The organism is Enterobacter sp. 3U4 (genome assembly GCF_057224565.1).
Genome location: NZ_CP136665.1, coordinates 3,652,875 through 3,674,315 on the forward strand (window position 1 = coordinate 3,652,875; position 21,441 = coordinate 3,674,315).

The window sequence follows — 21,441 nt, forward strand, 5'->3', positions numbered from 1 at the left end:
TATCAGAGCTGAAAATCGCGTCTCTCTTCGCCGAAACAGCTTCGGCGTTGTAAGGTTAAGCCTCACGGTTCATTAGTATCGGTTAGCTCAACGCATCGCTGCGCTTACACACCCGACCTATCAACGTCGTAGTCTTCAACGTTCCTTCAGGACCCTTAAAGGGTCAGGGAGAACTCATCTCGGGGCAAGTTTCGTGCTTAGATGCTTTCAGCACTTATCTTTTCCGCATTTAGCTACCGGGCAGTGCCATTGGCATGACAACCCGAACACCAGTGATGCGTCCACTCCGGTCCTCTCGTACTAGGAGCAGCCCCCCTCAATTCTCCAGCGCCCACGGCAGATAGGGACCGAACTGTCTCACGACGTTCTAAACCCAGCTCGCGTACCACTTTAAATGGCGAACAGCCATACCCTTGGGACCTACTTCAGCCCCAGGATGTGATGAGCCGACATCGAGGTGCCAAACACCGCCGTCGATATGAACTCTTGGGCGGTATCAGCCTGTTATCCCCGGAGTACCTTTTATCCGTTGAGCGATGGCCCTTCCATTCAGAACCACCGGATCACTATGACCTGCTTTCGCACCTGCTCGAGCCGTCACTCTCGCAGTCAAGCTAGCTTATGCCATTGCACTAACCTCCTGATGTCCGACCAGGATTAGCTAACCTTCGTGCTCCTCCGTTACTCTTTGGGAGGAGACCGCCCCAGTCAAACTACCCACCAGACACTGTCCGCAACCCGGATTACGGGTCTACGTTAGAACACCAGCCATTAAAGGGTGGTATTTCAAGGTCGGCTCCACGCAGACTGGCGTCCACGCTTCAAAGCCTCCCACCTATCCTACACATCAAGGACCAGTGTTCAGTGTCAAGCTATAGTAAAGGTTCACGGGGTCTTTCCGTCTTGCCGCGGGTACACTGCATCTTCACAGCGAGTTCAATTTCACTGAGTCTCGGGTGGAGACAGCCTGGCCATCATTACGCCATTCGTGCAGGTCGGAACTTACCCGACAAGGAATTTCGCTACCTTAGGACCGTTATAGTTACGGCCGCCGTTTACCGGGGCTTCGATCAAGAGCTTCGCGTTGCCGCTAACCCCATCAATTAACCTTCCGGCACCGGGCAGGCGTCACACCGTATACGTCCACTTTCGTGTTTGCACAGTGCTGTGTTTTTAATAAACAGTTGCAGCCAGCTGGTATCTTCGACTGATTTCAGCTCCACCCGCAGGGGCTTCACCTACATATCAGCGTGCCTTCTCCCGAAGTTACGGCACCATTTTGCCTAGTTCCTTCACCCGAGTTCTCTCAAGCGCCTTGGTATTCTCTACCTGACCACCTGTGTCGGTTTGGGGTACGATTTGATGTTACCTGATGCTTAGAGGCTTTTCCTGGAAGCAGGGCATTTGTTACTTCAGCACCGTAGTGCCTCGTCATCACACCTCAGCGTTAAAAGGTACCGGATTTACCTGGAACCTCCGCCTACATGCTTAAACCGGGACAACCGTCGCCCGGCTAACATAGCCTTCTCCGTCCCCCCTTCGCAGTAACACCAAGTACAGGAATATTAACCTGTTTCCCATCGACTACGCCTTTCGGCCTCGCCTTAGGGGTCGACTCACCCTGCCCCGATTAACGTTGGACAGGAACCCTTGGTCTTCCGGCGAGCGGGCTTTTCACCCGCTTTATCGTTACTTATGTCAGCATTCGCACTTCTGATACCTCCAGCATGCCTCACAGCACACCTTCAACGGCTTACAGAACGCTCCCCTACCCAACAACACATAGTGTCGCTGCCGCAGCTTCGGTGCATGGTTTAGCCCCGTTACATCTTCCGCGCAGGCCGACTCGACCAGTGAGCTATTACGCTTTCTTTAAATGATGGCTGCTTCTAAGCCAACATCCTGGCTGTCTGTGCCTTCCCACATCGTTTCCCACTTAACCATGACTTTGGGACCTTAGCTGGCGGTCTGGGTTGTTTCCCTCTTCACGACGGACGTTAGCACCCGCCGTGTGTCTCCCGTGATAACATTCTTCGGTATTCGTAGTTTGCATCGGGTTGGTAAGCCGGGATGGCCCCCTAGCCGAAACAGTGCTCTACCCCCGAAGATGAGTTCACGAGGCGCTACCTAAATAGCTTTCGGGGAGAACCAGCTATCTCCCGGTTTGATTGGCCTTTCACCCCCAGCCACAAGTCATCCGCTAATTTTTCAACATTAGTCGGTTCGGTCCTCCAGTTAGTGTTACCCAACCTTCAACCTGCCCATGGCTAGATCACCGGGTTTCGGGTCTATACCCTGCAACTTAACGCCCAGTTAAGACTCGGTTTCCCTTCGGCTCCCCTATACGGTTAACCTTGCTACAGAATATAAGTCGCTGACCCATTATACAAAAGGTACGCAGTCACACCACGAAGGTGCTCCCACTGCTTGTACGTACACGGTTTCAGGTTCTTTTTCACTCCCCTCGCCGGGGTTCTTTTCGCCTTTCCCTCACGGTACTGGTTCACTATCGGTCAGTCAGGAGTATTTAGCCTTGGAGGATGGTCCCCCCATATTCAGACAGGATACCACGTGTCCCGCCCTACTCTTCGAGTTCACAACCTGTGTGCTTTCGTGTACGGGACTGTCACCCTGTACCGTGCGACTTTCCAGACGCTTCCACTAACACACAAGCTGATTCAGACTCTGGGCTGCTCCCCGTTCGCTCGCCGCTACTGGGGGAATCTCGGTTGATTTCTTTTCCTCGGGGTACTTAGATGTTTCAGTTCCCCCGGTTCGCCTCGTTAACCTATGTATTCAGTTAACGATAGTGCAACGAATTGCACTGGGTTTCCCCATTCGGACATCGCCGGGTCAAAGGTTCATATCACCTCGCCGGCGCTTTTCGCAGATTAGCACGTCCTTCATCGCCTCTGACTGCCAGGGCATCCACCGTGTACGCTTAGTCGCTTAACCTCACAACCCGAAGATGTTTCACTTCTGATTGCGAAAATTTGAGAGACTCGAACACACCTTAAAGATGTGTCGTTTCAATTTTCAGCTTGATCCAGATTTTTAAAGAGCAAAACTTCTTAATGCACTCAAAAGTACATTCAGAAGTTCATCATTCATCAGACAATCTGTGTGAGCACTGCAAAGGCAGGTTCTTTAAGGTAAGGAGGTGATCCAACCGCAGGTTCCCCTACGGTTACCTTGTTACGACTTCACCCCAGTCATGAATCACAAAGTGGTAAGCGCCCTCCCGAAGGTTAAGCTACCTACTTCTTTTGCAACCCACTCCCATGGTGTGACGGGCGGTGTGTACAAGGCCCGGGAACGTATTCACCGTAGCATTCTGATCTACGATTACTAGCGATTCCGACTTCATGGAGTCGAGTTGCAGACTCCAATCCGGACTACGACGCACTTTATGAGGTCCGCTTGCTCTCGCGAGGTCGCTTCTCTTTGTATGCGCCATTGTAGCACGTGTGTAGCCCTACTCGTAAGGGCCATGATGACTTGACGTCATCCCCACCTTCCTCCAGTTTATCACTGGCAGTCTCCTTTGAGTTCCCGGCCGAACCGCTGGCAACAAAGGATAAGGGTTGCGCTCGTTGCGGGACTTAACCCAACATTTCACAACACGAGCTGACGACAGCCATGCAGCACCTGTCTCAGAGTTCCCGAAGGCACCAAAGCATCTCTGCTAAGTTCTCTGGATGTCAAGAGTAGGTAAGGTTCTTCGCGTTGCATCGAATTAAACCACATGCTCCACCGCTTGTGCGGGCCCCCGTCAATTCATTTGAGTTTTAACCTTGCGGCCGTACTCCCCAGGCGGTCGACTTAACGCGTTAGCTCCGGAAGCCACGCCTCAAGGGCACAACCTCCAAGTCGACATCGTTTACGGCGTGGACTACCAGGGTATCTAATCCTGTTTGCTCCCCACGCTTTCGCACCTGAGCGTCAGTCTTTGTCCAGGGGGCCGCCTTCGCCACCGGTATTCCTCCAGATCTCTACGCATTTCACCGCTACACCTGGAATTCTACCCCCCTCTACAAGACTCTAGCCTGCCAGTTTCGAATGCAGTTCCCAGGTTGAGCCCGGGGATTTCACATCCGACTTGACAGACCGCCTGCGTGCGCTTTACGCCCAGTAATTCCGATTAACGCTTGCACCCTCCGTATTACCGCGGCTGCTGGCACGGAGTTAGCCGGTGCTTCTTCTGCGGGTAACGTCAATTGCTGAGGTTATTAACCTCAACACCTTCCTCCCCGCTGAAAGTACTTTACAACCCGAAGGCCTTCTTCATACACGCGGCATGGCTGCATCAGGCTTGCGCCCATTGTGCAATATTCCCCACTGCTGCCTCCCGTAGGAGTCTGGACCGTGTCTCAGTTCCAGTGTGGCTGGTCATCCTCTCAGACCAGCTAGGGATCGTCGCCTAGGTGAGCCGTTACCCCACCTACTAGCTAATCCCATCTGGGCACATCTGATGGCAAGAGGCCCGAAGGTCCCCCTCTTTGGTCTTGCGACGTTATGCGGTATTAGCTACCGTTTCCAGTAGTTATCCCCCTCCATCAGGCAGTTTCCCAGACATTACTCACCCGTCCGCCGCTCGTCACCCAGGAGCAAGCTCCCTGTGTTACCGCTCGACTTGCATGTGTTAGGCCTGCCGCCAGCGTTCAATCTGAGCCATGATCAAACTCTTCAATTTAAGTTTGATGCTCGTGAATTAAACTTCGTAATGAATTACGTATGTTCACTCAGAGACTTGGTATTCATTTTTCGTCCGAGGACGTTAAGAATCCATGTCACTTTGAGTGCCCACACAGATTGTCTGATAAATTGTTAAAGAGCAGTGCAACGCGGCTTTCGCTCACCGTTGCGAGGTGGCGTATATTACGCTTTCCTCTTTCAGAGTCAACCCGTTATTTCAGGATTTTTTCTCTTCAACCGACCGGGTTGTTTGTGAAGTGATTCACATCCGCCGTGTCGATGGAGGCGCATTATAGGGAGTTCCCGAACGACCGCAACCGAAAAGTTGCAAAAAAATGACTGACTGCTGCATTCCCCAGCAAAACCCCGCCTTATACCCTTTTATGCACAAAGTTATCCACAATCATGCACGGATCCCGACGCGATCCAACGAATTGAGCGGGAAGATCAACTATACTAGCGGCAAATACTCTCCTCTGTGCAGGCTCACCCTCATGACTACACAACGCCTCGCCCGTGACTGGCGTCTCCCTACAGCAGGAGTGATGCTGCTGGCAATTCTCTTTGCTGCTTTTACCCTGCATGAGCACTGGAACGCTTTTATCCAGTGGTGTCTCGCCACGCAAATTACGCTGCACCGGTATCTGGTGATGTATCTGCTGCAGCTTAATAACCATCAGTACAGCGGCGGATTATGGCTGTTAACGGGGGCTTTTCTTTATGGTGTTCTTCACGCCATTGGCCCCGGGCACGGAAAATTCATTGTGACGACCTATCTGACTACCAATAAGGAAAGCGAGCTGGCCGCCCGGGTCGTCCCCTTCCTGGGCAGCCTGATGCAGGGCGTGAGCGCCATTCTGTTTGTCTTTATTCTTGCTGTAGGTTTTAACCTCGCCTCAGGGGATATCAGTACCAGCCGCTGGTACGTGGAGAAGATAAGCGCAGTGCTTATTGGCGCATTCGGCGCATTTGTCATTTACCAGGCGCTGAAGAGTCTGCGCCCGCGCAGGATGTCTGTCTCTGCCATTAAGCCAATTCATCAGCACGATGAACACTGTGGCTGCGGCCATCACGGCGTAGGCACAGACCTGACGCAGGGCGACTGGAAAACCCGTCTGGGCGTGATTCTGGCGATTGGGGCACGCCCGTGCAGCGGAGCGATCATGATTCTGATGTTTTCGAACGCGCTGGGCATTGTCACCTGGGGGGTGGCCGCAGTCATGACCATGTCTTTGGGCACCGCGCTTTCTATCATGGGACTTTCCCTGGCTGTACGGTACGCCCGCGAACGCACGGTGAGCTGGTTCGGAGAAAGCGCCTCATTAAGATGGCTCATACCGGCAGTCAAAATAGCCGGAGGGATAGTCCTGATCCTGTTCGCGACGGTGCTGTTCCTGACGGTGATCCCCATCAGTGCCAATGGCGACTACATCGCAGCCGGATGCTAATAAAAGAAAACCCGCCGTTGGCGGGTTTCTTTATTACTCGTTGATGCGTGGATGCTGATCCACCAGTCGGGAGCGTTTCTTCTGCAGCTCTTCAATCTCGGCGTCAATATCCTCAATCTTCTGCTCTACGTTGTCGTAGTGCTCACGCAGGATCTCTTTCGCTTCCTGGATATCCGATGCCGCAGGCGTTGCGCCTTTCAGAGGACGATTCGCCGTCTCCTTCATGGTAATACCGGTAATCAAGCCAATCACCGCGATCACCATCAGGTAATAAGCCGGCATCATCAGGTTCTGCGTGCTCTCTACCAGCGAAGCGGCAAGCGTCGGGGTCAGACCGGCAATCAGCACCGAGATGTTGAAGGCCGCGGCCAACGCGCTGTAGCGAATGTGGGTTGGGAACATCGCGGGCAGCGTTGAGGCCATCACCCCGATAAAGCAGTTAAGGATCACCGCCAGCATCAGCAGACCGGCAAAAATCAGCCCCAGCACATCGCTGTTAATCAGAATAAATGCCGGGATTGCCAGAGCAAACAGCGCGACGCTTCCCAGGATAATGAACGGTCGACGGCCAAAACGGTCACTCAACAGGCCCATAATCGGCTGCACAAACAGCATACCGACCATGATGGCGATAATAATCAGCACACCGTGATCTTCCGAGTAGTGCAGGTTATGAGACAGATAGCTCGGCATGTAGGTCAACAACATGTAGTAGGTCACGTTGGTCGAAATCACCAGACCAATACAGGTCAGCAGGCTGCGCCAGTGCTTAGTGGCAATCTCTTTGAACGATACCTTAGGACCATCCTGCAGCCCTTCACGGTCACCCTGTTCCAGCTTATCGACGTGCTGCTGGAACGCAGGCGTCTCTTCAAGCGCATGACGCAGGTAGAGACCAATAATCCCCAGCGGCAGTGCCAGGAAGAATGGGATACGCCAGCCCCAGTCGAGGAAGTTCTCTTCCCCCACTACGGTTGAAATCAGCACCACCACGCCCGCGCCCAGAACGAACCCGGCAATGGAGCCGAAGTCCAGCCAGCTTCCCATAAAGCCGCGCTTACGGTCGGGGGAATACTCGGCAACGAAGATCGAGGCACCGGTATATTCACCGCCCACGGAGAAGCCCTGTGCCATCTTACAAATCAGCAGCAGAATCGGTGCCCAAATGCCGATGGTGGCGTATGACGGTATAAGGCCGATACAGAATGTACTGATCGACATAATGACGATGGTGATGGCAAGGATTTTCTGACGACCATATTTATCGCCGAGCATACCGAAGAACAGACCGCCCAGCGGGCGAATCAGGAAGGGAACGGAGAACGTACCCAGTGCGGCAATCATCTGCAGGCTAGGATCGGCCCCGGGGAAAAACACTTTACCTAACGCATAGGCCACAAAGCCGTAGACACCAAAATCGAACCATTCCATCGCATTACCGAGCGAGGCTGCGGTAATCGCTTTACGCAGCTTTGCGTCATCAATAATGGTGACGTCGCGAAGCGTGATGGGTTTAATCTTTTTCCTTCTCAGCATAGCTATCCTCGTTGACTCGGCCCTGTCTGTTTCACAGTCCAGTTTGCGTTCTGTGAACCATGGGATCCGCTCCATGCGAATCGCCTTATTCAAGCGTAGCAGGTTTACTTACATTGACGTTTTACGTCGATACAACCGAACCTGTTGACGCCTGCCTGGGCAGTTAATGACCTTTTTACCCTACCAGCGTTTATATTTGTGATCAACTTCACACATATTTTCGTGTCTGGTCAAATGAGTCAAATTTTTGTCAAGAAGCGCCAATAAGCACTTACTTAACCAACCTAAAGATCGTCCTGACGCACGTCATTATTTCTTTCCTGACAGAAAAACAAACCACGTTAATTCACATCGGCTTTACATAAATTTTCACCGACAGGAACCACCCTCAAGTTTTACATCCAATATGTGACAAAGATAACTAAAACGATGTTTTATTTTCATTGAATCACTATTCCAATGATCGCATGATAAATCCGAATTCAGAGTTTTAGGTGTTTCTGAATGAGGTTAATCAGAAGCACACATTTAATTATGTTGCAGGGTTATCGAAAAAAAGACTGCAAGCAGTAAGAGCAATCAATTGAATTTATTGAGTAATTTCTAACACCCATCACCCGTCCTGCGGGATCCGATGTGAGGTTTATCTATGAAGATTAAAGCCACGATAGAACGTATACCCGGCGGCATGATGCTGGTTCCGCTGGTGCTGGGCGCCATTCTGAATACCCTCGCTCCCGATACTGGAGCCTATTTTGGCGGTTTCACAAAAGGGATGATAACAGGCACGGTTCCCATTCTTGCCGTCTGGTTTTTTTGTATCGGCGCATCCATTAATTTGCGGGCAACGGGGACAGTATTACGGAAATCCGGCACGCTGGTGATAACCAAAATAGCGGTAGCCTGGGCGGTAGCGATGATATGCGCGATGTTCATCCCGGAGAATGGAATTCAGACCGGGTTCTTCGCGGGATTATCGGTCCTGGCGATTGTCTCGGCGATGGATATGACTAACGGTGGATTGTACGCCAGCCTGATGAACCAGTACGGGACGAAAGAAGAGTCCGGCGCATTTGTGTTGATGTCTCTGGAGTCCGGCCCATTAATGACGATGCTGATCCTGGGGTCTGCTGGCCTGGCCTCGTTTGAACCCCACCACTTTGTCGGCGCGATCCTACCTTTCCTGGTCGGTTTCGCCCTTGGCAATCTCGATCGCGATCTGCGAGATTTCTTCAGCAAAGCCACGCCGGTGCTGATCCCGTTCTTCGGCTTCGCGCTGGGCAACACCATCAATCTGAAGGTTATCCTCGATACCGGCCTGCTGGGTATTGTGCTGGGTGTCGCCGTAATTATCATTACCGGTATTCCGCTGATTATTGCTGACCGCGTAATCGGAGGGGGAAACGGTACGGCCGGCGTCGCCGCCTCTTCAGCCGCTGGTGCTGCTGTTGCAAACCCGGTGATTATTGCCCAGATTAACCCGGCCTTCGAACCGGTCGCCGCTTCAGCGACGGCACTGGTTGCCGCGAGCGTAATTGTCACCGCGATTCTGGTCCCCATCATCACGGCGCTGTATGCGAAGCGCTACGGGAATATGCAAGAGACCTTGCCTGAACCGAAGCCGTTAGAAATGAATCATTAACACACCGCACCAACCATCCCCTCTCCCAACGTGGAGAGGGTGAGGGGTAAGGGATTTACCCAAAAATCTCTTCCACCATCCCGTCCACCAGCCGTTTTGCCGAACAGAGCCTCGGCATGCCCAGCGCGACGGTCTGCCAGTTTTGCGTAACTGACCAGCTCACCGGATGTTGATCCGCCTGACACCAGTCCCCCAGCCAGCCCAGCATGTCTTTATGATCGATTAAACCCGGCGAGGCTGGCGTTGTCAGCCACTGGTGATAGAAATGGCGGGTCGTGGGTGACGCGTTGATGCCCCGTGCCAGATAGTTAGCCGCCATGCTGCGCAGGTTATCCTTAAGCATTGCCGCCACATCTTCATTCGCGAGGCGGCATGCGTCACCAAATGCACCCCAGCGCAGCTCTTCCAGAACGATAAAACAGCGCCCGGCCAGCGACCAGCCATCATAATGCCCGGCCCGCCAGCGGGTAAAAATCTGCTCGCTATGCTCACCCGCCTGCACCGTGAGCCCGCGTTGGGTTAGGGCCTTCTCTTTATATGCTGCGCGTTGGGTAAAATGAGAAGCGAGTTCAGCGTACTGCTGGATCAGCCCGGGGGACTGCAGGGCGCGTGGGTGAGTCAGCTGGCGCAAAGCAATCAGTTTATCTGCCATCAGCGTCAGCGCGAGATGACCCGGGTCAAGCATGCCGGCCAGTTTTTCCGCCAGCCCCAGGCGCAGCGCCGCATTTTCATTGAGCATCCCCGCCATCGCCCAGGGGCGTAGCCGGGTATGCGTCATGATTTCCTGAGTCAAACGCTCACGAAACTGAAGCTGTTGTGGTCCCATGTGAGGATGACGCGCCGCGTCCACTCCCTGCACCAGATCGACCATAAATTTTGGATTAATACATTCCAGCGTTCGCCCGGGGCCGTCCAGTAATGATGTTGTCATGGTTGCTCTGCCGCGAATAGAGTTTGAATATCATCGCGTAACAGTCGGGTATCTTCCTGTATCCACGTCGCAGTAGTAATACTTTGCTTCAACAGCTGGCAGAGCGCTCGGGTTGAATGCTCATTCTGTTGACGCACTGCGAGGCTATCACGCAAGCTTTCCTGTAACCCGGTCAGGCACAACGAAAATTCTGCAAAGAACGTTGCCATTCCTGCCGTAACAGAGACATCGACCTGCGCGGACAAAGCTTTACGTATTTGTTCACAAAACAGCTCAATATGTTGCTTAAATTTGTCATGTAGCTGCGCAATATCGATAACATAGCGCGTGCGCGTTTCCACATACTCATCCCAGCCCCAGCCCGGATTATTGAGCCATCGAGAGACCGTTTCTCGCATGCTGTTCCCGCCTGATGATGGCCCAGCCTGGCTGTCATCCTGCGCTATCGCATCATTAAACAGCGCCCGCGTATTAAAGTTAAGCTGGTGAGCCTGAAACGCCGGGAAACTGATTCGCGCCCGAAAACCCGCATGGCTCAGATGCTCTTTAATACGTGCTTCAATAGGGCGCATGGCTTCATTCAGGGAACGCGCCAGCGTAGATTCAAGCTGGTCGAAGCGTAACGCCAGCTCCCGGCAGATTTTCGTCTGTGCATCCAGCATCACCTGCTCGCAGGAGGAGCGTAATTTACTCAGCGCAATCTGCGCCTGCCCTTCATCGTCCAGAACCAGCTGCTTCTGCACGTCACCACGAAGGTTCTGCCGTTCGGTGCCTGGCAAATCAAGAATCGGGTGCGTGCTGAACACCTGGTCAATGGCCTGGTGAAGCGCGGTTTTTTGGGATCCCATAAAGTCTGCCGTGGCGTTCAGCGCCTCCTCAACTTCATGTTTCACCTCATCGCTCACCACGCACTGACGCGTCTGCAAAAGCGCCATGTCCTCTTCCAGACGAGCGATATTGAGCTCCAGCGCCTCAAAGGCCACCGTTAGCCCCTGATAGCGGAAATCGAGATACTCGCGGGCATTTTGCGCGTAGTTGAGCAGCTTATGCGAGGCCGAACGCAGCGCGTATAGCGAGGCGTTAGCATAGGCGGCGTGAATCAGTTTGCGTATCGGTTGCTCGAAGAGCGAATCTTCCCAGAGCAAATCGGCAGAATGTCGGATATGGTCGATGTCGTCCAGGTCCGCCGTACGCCAGCGACGTCCGAGTGCCGCTTCGGCAAAATCCTGCACCCAGGGTTGCTCCTGGTGATCCGGCAGTTGTCCGGAGGTACTCAGCTCGTAGCGCGCGCGGTTCGCCAGATACGCCCACATGGACGAAACGGGATAAATCTGGCCGGGCGAAATATTGCCTTTCATTAAAGTGCCGGAGATCATCGCCCGGATCTGTTCTTCATCGTCGCTATTGCGATCTTTCTGATCGAATTTATTAACCAGCGCATACAGCGGCACCGATTTTCCCGCAGCGGAAATGGCCTGGCGGACTTCTTCATCAGAGATGGATTTAAGCTGGGTATAATCCATCACGGCCAGCACTGCCGATGCGCGGGAGAGCTGCTCGCTGAGCATTTTTTGCAGATGCGGCTGTCCGGCCTCGTTCGGCCCGGGCGTGTCGAGCAGCGTCAGTTGCCCGAGGTGAGCATCCAGGCCCGCAAGATGCACGAATTCCACTTCAATTACCGGGATATGTTCGATAGCCGCATATTCAGAGAACGGAAACTCCACACCTAACGCCTGGGAAAGCCTAACCAGGTCGTTGAGGCTTTTCAGACAATGAAATATCGGCTGCGCGCCCAGGTGATGCTTCTCAAAAGCCTCTCCTTTTTCAATGCGCTCCAGCAGCGTATTCATGTCTTTATCAATTTCCAGATGCTGGGCCAGCTTCCCGCGATCGTAATCGCATAGCTTTTTCTGGAGCAGTTGGATCAATTCATCAATGGGCGAGGCATGTGAGAAATGCAGCACCGGCTCCTTCTGACCCGGCGTGTGGCGAATCAGGGTAGGAAGCGCCGTCATTGGACGATTGCGGTTCGGTAACACTTCGGTCCCCACAATCGCATTAATGGTGGTCGATTTCCCCGCTTTCATAGTGCCAACAATAGCCAGAACCATTTCCAGCCGGGTTATTTTTCGTAATTCATTATTCAGCATCGCCTGCTGCGCTTCGACACCACGCGCACTAAAATGCAAAGGTAAAACGTTGTTCTTTTCACCCGTAATAGCAGCCGCGGTGCTCTCCAGCATCGCGGTCGGCATTGATTTCAAGGTATCGAGGTTTTGCTGGGCGAGCTGTAGCAAACGTTCAGCTTCCTGGCTTAATTCAAAAATGGTCTGTGTGTGCATGATAAAAGCCTTTCCTTAACGCAAATTTATTACTTTTATTAAGCCACTGGTATTAATTATGTTGTTCAGGCTTATATGATCACGTGTGGAAAACATGTTCGCCGAAATATAACTGATTGATGATAATCAGAAATAATTCGCCATCCTTGCATGGCGTGTATAGCTCCCCTCCTGGCCTGACGGCCAAAGGAAAAAAGCGTAGCCCAATTTTAAGAAACTTCAGGATATATCATCATTATTTCCCCCCTAAAAAGAGAGGTAATACCCCACTGCCATAAGATATGTAGAGCAGCGAAGTCCGGAGATAAATAACAATGTGTCGCTTCACCTTATCCGAAATGAAGGAACGTAGCAATTTGCTGCAATAAAATATTCGATATATTTATCGTCATTTCTTCCCACCGTGTTAATGAGCTAAGCATCGCTTAACTGACTGACAGGAAGTGTCACTCCCGATACGCTTTTTGCATTTTTTTAATTAACAATGTCACCGACAAACGTGTGGATTTGCGCTATACTTGCCGCCTTTTTCGGCACCCTGCCGTCATTTAGCTGGCACTTTCCGGCGCGTTTACACTTTTTGAGGATACCGATATGTCACTTCCACACTGCCCAAAATGCAATTCTGAATACACCTATGAAGACAATGGCATGTTCATCTGCCCGGAATGCGCTCACGAATGGAATGATGCCGAACCATCACACGATTCTGATGCACTTGTCGTAAAAGATGCGAACGGCAATCTGCTGGCGGACGGTGACAGCGTTACCGTCGTTAAGGACCTGAAGGTGAAAGGCAGTTCTTCCATGCTGAAAATCGGCACCAAAGTGAAGAATATCCGTCTTGTTGAAGGCGATCATAATATCGACTGCAAAATTGACGGTTTCGGTCCAATGAAACTGAAATCTGAATTCGTGAAAAAGAACTGATTTTTCGCCTGCAGGCCCGGTAAGCGCAGCGCTGCCGGGCGCTTTTGCCGAATGCGCTACGCTTATCCGGCCTACAAAAAAAGAACTAAACTTAATGGGCTTTTCTTACGTGAGGTAAAGATTATGCCGTTAAGTCCCTACATCTCTTTCGCCGGCAACTGCGCAGAGGCCACCGCCTTCTATCAGCAAGCCGTCGGCGCAGAACTTCTCTATAAAATCACCTTCGGCGAAATGCCAAAAAGCGATAACAGCGATGAAGGCTGTCCGTCCGGTATGCAGTTTCCGGATTCGGCTATCGCCCACTCCAACGTCCGCATTGCGGGCAGCGATATTATGATGAGCGACGGGATGCCGCCCGGCAGCAATGCGCAGTACGCGGGCTTTACGCTGGTTCTCGACACCCAGGACGTCAATGAAGGCAAACGCTGGTTCGACAACCTCGCCGCGGGCGGGAATATCGAAATGGCGTGGCAGGAAACCTTCTGGGCGCACGGTTTCGGCAGAGTCACCGACAAATACGGCGTGCCGTGGATGATTAACGTCGTTAAGCAACAAACGTCGTAGGCAGGACACGCGCAGCGCATCCGGCAAAAGCGCCCGGTGGCGCTGCGCTTACAGGGCCTACAGTAACTGTCATCGCTTTCACTTCAACTCTTCAAACTCCCGCAACCTGCACTTAACCCAAATGTCACATTGATGCGCCAGCATGAGGCCACATTTATCGTGAGGCCCAGCACATGCAAAACGTCATCCGCGTCGAGAAACTGAGCAAGACCTTCAATCACAATAAGGCTCTGCATGCCGTTGATCTGACCGTCCAGCAGGGCGAAATGGTGGCGCTGCTGGGGCCATCCGGCTCAGGTAAATCTACCCTTCTGCGTCATTTAAGCGGTCTTATCACCTGCGATAAAACGCCGGAAAGCCACATCGAGCTGCTGGGCAATACCGTGCAGCGCGCGGGGCGTCTCGCGAGCGATATCCGCAAGAGCCGCGCCCAGACGGGCTACATCTTCCAGCAGTTCAACCTGGTGAACCGCCTGACTGTACTGGAGAACGTGCTGATTGGCGCGCTCGGCAGCACCCCGTTCTGGCGCACCTGTCTGCGCTGGTTCTCCCCTTCGCAGAAGCAGGAAGCCTTACAGGCGTTAACCCGCGTCGGCATGGCGCATTTTGCCCACCAGCGCGTCTCCACCCTGTCCGGTGGACAACAGCAGCGCGTCGCCATTGCCCGCGCGCTGATGCAAAAAGCGCAAATCATTCTCGCCGACGAACCCATCGCCTCGCTGGACCCGGAGTCCGCCCGCATCGTGATGGAAACCCTGCGCGACATTAACCAGAACGACGGCATTACCGTGGTGGTCACGCTGCATCAGGTGGATTACGCCCTGCGCTATTGCGAACGCATCGTCGCCCTGCGTCAGGGACACGTGTTCTTTGATGGCGCGAGCCATCAGTTTGATAACGAACGTTTTGACCATCTTTACCGCAGCATTAACCGCGTCGAAGAGAACGCGCAGGCTGCTTAATTAAACCCGATCCGAGGAAAGTACATGAGCTACAAAGCCGTTGCCGCGCTGGCCTTTACCAGCATGTTCAGCATCAGCACCCTGTTAAGCCCAGCGTATGCACAAGACCAGGAAAAAGCGCTGAACTTCGGCATTATTTCGACGGAATCACAGCAAAACCTGAAGCCTCAGTGGGAACCGTTCCTGAAAGATATGGAAACCAAGCTGGGGATCAAAGTGAACGCCTTCTTCGCCCCGGACTACGCGGGCATCATCCAGGGGATGCGCTTTAATAAAGTGGACATCGCCTGGTACGGCAACCTCTCCGCCATGGAGGCGGTGGACCGCGCGAACGGCCAGGTCTTTGCCCAGACCGTCGCGGCAGATGGCTCCCCGGGCTACTGGAGCGTGCTTATCGTCAACAAAGACAGCCCGATCAACAACCTCAACGACATGCTCGCCAAACGCAAAGAGCTCACCTTCGGCAACGGCGATCCGAACTCCACCTCAGGTTACCTTGTCCCTGGCTACTACGTCTTCGCCAAAAATAACGCCTCCGCCAGCGACTTCAAGCGCACGGTAAACGCCAGCCACGAAACCAACGCTCTGGCCGTGGCCAACAAGCAGGTGGATGTTGCCACCAACAACACCGAGAACCTCGACAAGCTGAAGACCTCCGCACCGGACAAGCTGAAAGAGATCAAGGTTATCTGGAAATCCCCGCTAATCCCCGGCGACCCGATTGTGTGGCGTAAAAACCTGTCCGAAAGCACCAAGGACAAGGTGTACGACTTCTTTATGACCTATGGCAAAACGCCGGAAGAAAAAGCGGTCCTGGAGCGTCTTGGCTGGGCACCGTTCCGCCCGTCAAGCGACCTGCAGCTGGTCCCGATTCGCCAGCTGGCGCTGTTTAAAGAGATGCAGGGCGTGAAGGACAACAAAGGGCTGAAGGACGAGGAGAAGACCAGCAAAGTGGCCGCGATTCAGGCCCAGCTGGAAGACCTCGACCGCCTGACCGCCGCGCTCGGCGCGATGACCAGCGTGAATAAAGCGGTGCAGTAGTGCCTTTCTACCCCTCACCCTAACCCTCTCCCCATAGGGGAGAGGGGACTGCACGGTGCGGTCTTTTCCCCCTCGCCCCTTTGGGGAGAGGGTCGGGGTGAGGGGATATAAACCAAAGGAGCCAACATGCAAACCATCACCCTCCCACCGCCAAAGCGCAGCTGGTTCTCGCTCATAAGCTGGGCCATCCTGCTGGCGGTGCTGGTTATCTCCTGGAAGGGCGCGGAAATGGATCCGCTGCTGCTCTTCAAAGACGCTGGCAACATGGCGACCTTCGCCGCCGACTTCTTCCCGCCGGACTTCAGCCAGTGGCAGGACTACCTCAGCGAAATGGCTGTCACCCTGCAAATCGCCGTCTGGGGCACCGCGCTGGCCGTTATTCTCTCTATTCCGTTTGGCCTGATGAGCGCTGAAAACATCGTGCCGTGGTGGGTATACCAGCCCATGCGCCGCCTGATGGACGCCTGCCGCGCCATCAACGAAATGGTCTTTGCGATGCTGTTCGTGGTCGCCGTCGGCCTGGGTCCGTTCGCGGGCGTCATGGCGCTGTTTATCCACACCACCGGCGTGCTCTCCAAGCTGCTCTCCGAGGCGGTTGAAGCCATCGAGCCCGGTCCGGTGGAAGGCATCCGCGCCACCGGTGCCAACAAAATCGAAGAGATCCTCTACGGCGTTCTGCCTCAGGTGATGCCGCTGCTGATCTCCTACTCCCTGTACCGCTTTGAGTCCAACGTCCGCTCCGCCACCGTCGTTGGCATGGTCGGCGCTGGCGGGATTGGCGTCACCCTGTGGGAAGCGATTCGCGGTTTCCAGTTCCAGCAAACCTGCGCCCTGATGGTGCTCATCATCGTCACCGTCAGCCTGCTGGATTTCCTCTCTCAACGTTTGCGTAAGCACTTCATCTGAGAAGCGAGGCTTTGTTTTCTATGCACTTATCCAGACATCCGACCAGTTATCCCACACGCTGGCAAGAGATTGCGGCAAAGCTCGAAGTGGAGCTGCGCACGCACTACCGCTGCGGAGACTACCTTCCTGCCGAGCAGCAGCTTGCCGACCGCTATGAAGTGAACCGACACACCCTGCGCCGCGCCATTGACCAGCTGGTCGAGCGCGGCTGGGTCCAGCGCCGTCAGGGCGTGGGCGTGCTGGTACTAATGCGCCCGTTCGACTACCCGCTTAACGCCCAGGCGCGCTTTAGCCAGAACCTGCTGGATCAGGGCAGCCACCCAACCAGCGAAAAGCTGCTCTCGGTATTGCGTCCGGCCTCCAGCCACGTGGCGGACGCGCTGGGTATTCAGGAGGGCGACGACGTCATTCACCTGCGCACGCTGCGCCGCGTCAACGGCGTGGCGGTGTGCCAGATAGACCACTACTTCGCGGATCTCGCCCTCTGGCCCGTGCTGCAGAATTTCTCCAGCGGCTCGCTGCATGATTTTCTTCAGGATGCGACTGGCATTGCGCTCAAGCGCACCCAGACGCGCATCAGCGCCCGCCGAGCGCAGGCGAAAGAGAGCAAAGTGCTCGAAATCCCCAATATGGCCCCGCTGCTCTGCGTGCGCACCCTCAACCACCGTGACGGCGAGATCGACGCGACGGAATACTCCGTCAGCCTGACCCGCGCCGACATGATCGAATTCACCATGGAGCACTGAATGCACTTCGACACCGCCACCCGACAGCGCTGGATGCGCGTGCTGGCCCACAGCCAGCCTGCTGCGCTGTCTGCACGCATGAACGCCCTTAGCCTGGCACCCGGGTACGACATCCTCCGCGCGCCGGAGATCGGCCTCGTGCAGATCCAGGCGCGCATGGGCGGCACCGGCGAGCGCTTTTTCGCCGGGGATGCCACCCTCACTCGCGCAGCGATCCGCCTGCACAGCGGCACGCTGGGCTACAGCTACGTGCTGGGGCGTGATAAAGCCCACGCCGAGCGCTGCGCGGTCATCGACGCGCTTTTACAGGAACAACCGAATTTCCAGACGTTAATGGAAACCCTTATTGCCCCACTGGAAGCCGACCGCGCCGCACGCATTGCCGCTCGTCAGGCCGAAGTGAACACCAGCCGGGTCGACTTCTTTACGCTCGTTCGCGGAGACAACGCATGACGCTTCAACCTGCTTTTACCCTGTCCGTCCAGGATGCCCAACACAGTTTTCGTCGTCTGCTGAAAGCGATGAGCGAGCCGGGCGTGATTGTCTCGCTGCACCAGCTCTCCCAGGGCTGGCTGCCGCTGAATCTGGCCACCACCAGCGTACTGCTGACCCTGGCCGACAACGATACCCCGGTATGGCTTTCGGGCACCCTCTCGAACGACATCGCCAGCCAGAACCTGCGTTTTCACACCAGCGCCCCGCTGGTTGAACAGCCGCAGCAGGCAATCTTTGCCGTAGCCGACGAACAAATCAGCCATGAACAGCTGAATGCCCTGAGCGAAGGCACCGCCGTCGCACCGGAGACCAGCGCCACGCTGATTTTGCAGGTCTCCAGCCTCAGCGGTGGCCGCATGCTGCGCCTGACGGGCGCAGGCATCGCCGACGAGCGCATGGTCGCGCCGCAGCTGCCGGAGTGCATCATTCACGAGCTTACCGAGCGTCCGCACCCGTTCCCGCTGGGCATTGATCTGATCCTGACCTGCGGCGAGCGCCTGCTGGCAATCCCGCGGACCACCCACGTGGAGGTGTGCTGATGTACGTTGCCGTCAAAGGGGGCGAAAAGGCCATCGCCGCCGCCCATGCGCTGCAGGCGCACAGACGACGGGGCGATGAACAGCTGCCCGAGCTGAGCGTCGCCCAGATTGAACAGCAATTAAACCTCGCGGTCGACCGGGTGATGACCGAAGGCGGCATTGCCGACCGCGAGCTGGCGGCGCTGGCCCTCAAGCAGGCCAGCGGCGATAACGTCGAAGCCATCTTCCTGCTGCGAGCCTACCGCACCACGCTTGCCAAACTGGCGGTCAGCGAGCCGGTGAATACGGCGGAGATGCGCCTGGAGCGCCGCATTTCTGCCGTTTATAAAGATATCCCCGGCGGCCAGCGGCTGGGTCCTACCTATGACTACACCCATCGCCTGCTGGATTTTACCCTGCTGGCGAACGGCGAGGCGCCGCAGCTCAGCACCTGTGACGCCGAACAAGAACCGTCTCCGCACGTCTTCAGCCTGCTGGCGAAACAGGGCCTGGCGAAAAGGGAAGAGGATTCCGGCGCGCAGCCGGACGATATCACCCGCAAGCCGCCGGTTTACCCGTGCTCGCGTTCGTCTCGCCTGCAGCAGCTGATGCGCGGCGACGAAGGCTATCTGCTGGCGCTGGCCTACTCCACCCAGCGCGGCTACGGGCGCAACCACCCGTTTGCCGCCGAAATTCGCAGCGGCTACATCGACGTTGAAATCGTGCCGGAAGAGCTGGGTTTTGCGGTGAACGTCGGCGAACTGCTGATGACCGAATGCGAAATGGTGAACGGTTTTGTCGCCCCCGAAAATGAAGACCCGCACTTTACCCGCGGCTACGGGCTGGTGTTTGGCCTCGGTGAACGCAAGGCGATGGCCATGGCGCTGGTCGACCGCGCCCTGCAGGCGCCTGACTACGGTGAACAGATCGCTGGCCCGGCGCAGGACGAAGAATTCGTGCTGGCCCACGCGGATAACGTCGAGGCTGCGGGCTTCGTCTCGCACCTCAAGCTGCCGCACTACGTCGATTTCCAGGCCGAACTGGAACTGCTGAAACGCCTGCAACGGGAGCGCAAACATGGCTAACTTAAGCGGCTACAACTTTGCCTATCTGGATGAGCAAACCAAACGCATGATCCGCCGCGCCATTCTGAAAGCGGTGGCGATCCCGGGCTATCAGGTGCCGTTCGGCGGTCGCGAAATGCCAATGCCCTACGGCTGGGGTACCGGCGGTATCCAGCTCACCGCCAGCGTGATCGGTGAAGCAGACGTGCTGAAAGTGATCGACCAGGGCGCGGACGACACCACCAACGCCGTGTCGATCCGCAACTTCTTTCAGCGGGTAACGGGCGTCGCGACCACGGAAAAAACCGAAGACGCGACGCTGATTCAGACCCGCCACCGCATTCCGGAAACCCCGCTGACTGAAGATCAGATTTTGATTTTTCAGGTGCCGATCCCGGAGCCGCTGCGCTTTATCGAGCCGCGTGAAACCGAAACCCGCACCATGCACGCCCTGGAAGAGTACGGCGTCATGCAGGTGAAGCTGTATGAGGATATCGCCCGCTTCGGCCATATCGCCACCACCTACGCCTACCCGGTGAAGGTCAACGGGCGCTACGTCATGGACCCGTCGCCGATCCCAAAATTCGATAACCCGAAGATGGACATGATGCCCGCCCTGCAGCTTTTCGGCGCCGGGCGCGAGAAACGCATCTACGCCGTCCCGCCTTACACGCGTGTCGAAAGCCTGGATTTCGACGATCACCCGTTTACGGTGCAGGAGTGGGACGAGCCGTGCGCCATCTGCGGCTCCAAACACAGCTATCTGGACGAAGTGGTGCTGGATGACACGGGCAAACGGATGTTTGTCTGCTCCGACACCGATTTCTGCCGCCAACAGAGCGAGGCGAACGGCCAATGAAACCGCTGCTTTCGGTTAACAACCTGACCCACCTGTATGCGCCGGGCAAGGGCTTTAGCGACGTGTCGTTCGAGCTGTGGCCGGGTGAAGTGCTGGGGATTGTCGGCGAGTCCGGCTCAGGCAAAACCACCCTGCTGAAGTCCATCTCCGCGCGCCTGACGCCGCAACACGGCGAGATCCTGTATCAGGGACACTCCCTCTACGGCATGAGCGAGGCCGAGCGCCGCCGCCTGCTGCGCACCGAGTGGGGCGTGGTGCATCAGCACCCGATGGACGGCCTGCGCCGTCAGGTCTCTGCGGGGGGCAATATCGGCGAACGCCTGATGGCTACCGGCGCGCGCCACTACGGCAACATCCGCGCCACGGCGCAGCACTGGCTGGAAGAAGTTGAAATCCCCGCCTCGCGCATCGACGACCTGCCCACCACCTTCTCCGGCGGTATGCAGCAGCGCCTGCAGATCGCCCGCAACCTGGTCACGCACCCGAAGCTGGTGTTTATGGATGAACCCACCGGCGGGCTGGACGTCTCGGTGCAGGCGCGCCTGCTCGACCTGCTGCGCACTCTGGTGGTGGAGCTGAACCTGGCGGTGGTGATTGTCACCCACGATCTGGGCGTCGCGCGCCTGCTGGCGGACCGCCTGCTGGTGATGAAGCAGGGTCAGGTGGTGGAAAGTGGGTTAACCGACCGCGTGCTCGACGATCCCCACCATCCCTACACCCAGCTGCTGGTGTCGTCCGTGTTGCAGAACTGAGGTTACTGCT

General features: G+C 55.5%; 16 protein-coding genes and 2 rRNA genes. 13 read left to right on the forward strand and 5 right to left on the reverse strand.

The window, feature by feature from the left end; genetic code table 11:
• Positions 1 to 51: 51 nt before the first annotated feature.
• Positions 52 to 2,955, reverse strand: a 23S ribosomal RNA gene (locus tag RVY89_RS17445).
• 198 nt (positions 2,956 to 3,153) lie between these two features.
• Positions 3,154 to 4,693: ribosomal RNA gene (locus RVY89_RS17450) — 16S ribosomal RNA — on the reverse strand.
• Together the 16S and 23S rRNA genes form the textbook arrangement of a ribosomal RNA operon.
• Before the next feature lie 496 nt (positions 4,694 to 5,189).
• Here RVY89_RS17450 and RVY89_RS17455 point away from each other — a divergent pair.
• Positions 5,190 to 6,143, forward strand: a complete 954-nt coding sequence (locus RVY89_RS17455) for a nickel/cobalt transporter (protein ID WP_484826012.1) — start codon at positions 5,190 to 5,192, stop codon at positions 6,141 to 6,143.
• Between the two features lie 33 nt (positions 6,144 to 6,176).
• On the opposite strand, the gene proP is transcribed toward RVY89_RS17455, so the two are convergent.
• A complete protein-coding gene (gene proP / locus RVY89_RS17460; protein ID WP_371899520.1) occupies positions 6,177 to 7,679 on the reverse strand; it encodes a glycine betaine/L-proline transporter ProP in 1,503 nt (500 codons plus the stop codon).
• 649 nt (positions 7,680 to 8,328) lie between these two features.
• On the opposite strand from proP, the gene kdgT reads away from it, so the two are divergent.
• Positions 8,329 to 9,321 carry a 2-keto-3-deoxygluconate transporter gene (gene kdgT, locus RVY89_RS17465; protein WP_484826013.1) on the forward strand — a complete coding sequence of 331 codons (993 nt, stop codon included), beginning with the start codon at positions 8,329 to 8,331 and terminating at the stop codon, positions 9,319 to 9,321.
• A gap of 55 nt (positions 9,322 to 9,376) precedes the next feature.
• On the opposite strand, the gene RVY89_RS17470 is transcribed toward kdgT, so the two are convergent.
• Positions 9,377 to 10,252, reverse strand: coding sequence for a diguanylate cyclase regulator RdcB family protein (locus RVY89_RS17470; protein WP_484826014.1), 876 nt, complete (start codon positions 10,250 to 10,252; stop codon positions 9,377 to 9,379).
• Positions 10,249 to 12,594, reverse strand: a complete 2,346-nt coding sequence (gene crfC, locus RVY89_RS17475; RefSeq protein WP_484826015.1) for a clamp-binding protein CrfC — start codon at positions 12,592 to 12,594, stop codon at positions 10,249 to 10,251. Before crfC ends, RVY89_RS17470 begins: the two co-directional genes overlap by 4 nt.
• Positions 12,595 to 13,188: 594 nt before the next feature.
• On the opposite strand from crfC, the gene RVY89_RS17480 reads away from it, so the two are divergent.
• The 11 genes from RVY89_RS17480 to phnK all read left to right on the forward strand — a co-directional run bounded on the left by RVY89_RS17480 (position 13,189) and on the right by phnK (position 21,431).
• Entirely contained in the window at positions 13,189 to 13,524 is a 336-nt protein-coding gene (locus RVY89_RS17480) for a zinc ribbon domain-containing protein YjdM (RefSeq protein WP_484826016.1), read from the forward strand.
• A gap of 123 nt (positions 13,525 to 13,647) precedes the next feature.
• Entirely contained in the window at positions 13,648 to 14,088 is a 441-nt protein-coding gene (gene yjdN / locus RVY89_RS17485; protein WP_484826017.1) for a VOC family metalloprotein YjdN, read from the forward strand.
• A gap of 173 nt (positions 14,089 to 14,261) precedes the next feature.
• Positions 14,262 to 15,050: a phosphonate ABC transporter ATP-binding protein gene (phnC, locus tag RVY89_RS17490; RefSeq protein WP_484826018.1), complete on the forward strand. Its 789-nt coding sequence runs from the start codon at positions 14,262 to 14,264 to the stop codon at positions 15,048 to 15,050.
• Between the two features lie 24 nt (positions 15,051 to 15,074).
• Positions 15,075 to 16,091: a phosphonate ABC transporter substrate-binding protein gene (gene phnD / locus RVY89_RS17495; protein ID WP_484826019.1), complete on the forward strand. Its 1,017-nt coding sequence runs from the start codon at positions 15,075 to 15,077 to the stop codon at positions 16,089 to 16,091.
• A gap of 126 nt (positions 16,092 to 16,217) precedes the next feature.
• Entirely contained in the window at positions 16,218 to 16,997 is a 780-nt protein-coding gene (gene phnE / locus RVY89_RS17500; RefSeq protein WP_008500063.1) for a phosphonate ABC transporter, permease protein PhnE, read from the forward strand.
• 20 nt (positions 16,998 to 17,017) lie between these two features.
• Positions 17,018 to 17,743, forward strand: coding sequence for a phosphonate metabolism transcriptional regulator PhnF (gene phnF, locus RVY89_RS17505; protein WP_371899527.1), 726 nt, complete (start codon positions 17,018 to 17,020; stop codon positions 17,741 to 17,743).
• Positions 17,744 to 18,196: a phosphonate C-P lyase system protein PhnG gene (phnG, locus tag RVY89_RS17510; RefSeq protein ID WP_484826020.1), complete on the forward strand. Its 453-nt coding sequence runs from the start codon at positions 17,744 to 17,746 to the stop codon at positions 18,194 to 18,196.
• Positions 18,193 to 18,777 carry a phosphonate C-P lyase system protein PhnH gene (gene phnH / locus RVY89_RS17515; protein WP_484826021.1) on the forward strand — a complete coding sequence of 195 codons (585 nt, stop codon included), beginning with the start codon at positions 18,193 to 18,195 and terminating at the stop codon, positions 18,775 to 18,777. Before phnG ends, phnH begins: the two co-directional genes overlap by 4 nt.
• A complete protein-coding gene (locus RVY89_RS17520) occupies positions 18,777 to 19,841 on the forward strand; it encodes a carbon-phosphorus lyase complex subunit (protein WP_484826022.1) in 1,065 nt (354 codons plus the stop codon). Before phnH ends, RVY89_RS17520 begins: the two co-directional genes overlap by 1 nt.
• Positions 19,834 to 20,679 (forward strand): alpha-D-ribose 1-methylphosphonate 5-phosphate C-P-lyase PhnJ, encoded by an 846-nt coding sequence (gene phnJ / locus RVY89_RS17525; protein WP_229226663.1) that lies wholly within the window; start codon positions 19,834 to 19,836, stop codon positions 20,677 to 20,679. Before RVY89_RS17520 ends, phnJ begins: the two co-directional genes overlap by 8 nt.
• On the forward strand, positions 20,676 to 21,431 hold the full coding sequence (gene phnK / locus RVY89_RS17530; protein ID WP_484826023.1) for a phosphonate C-P lyase system protein PhnK: 756 nt from the start codon (positions 20,676 to 20,678) through the stop codon (positions 21,429 to 21,431). The genes phnJ and phnK overlap by 4 nt, the downstream gene beginning before the upstream one ends.
• Positions 21,432 to 21,441 lie beyond the last annotated feature (10 nt).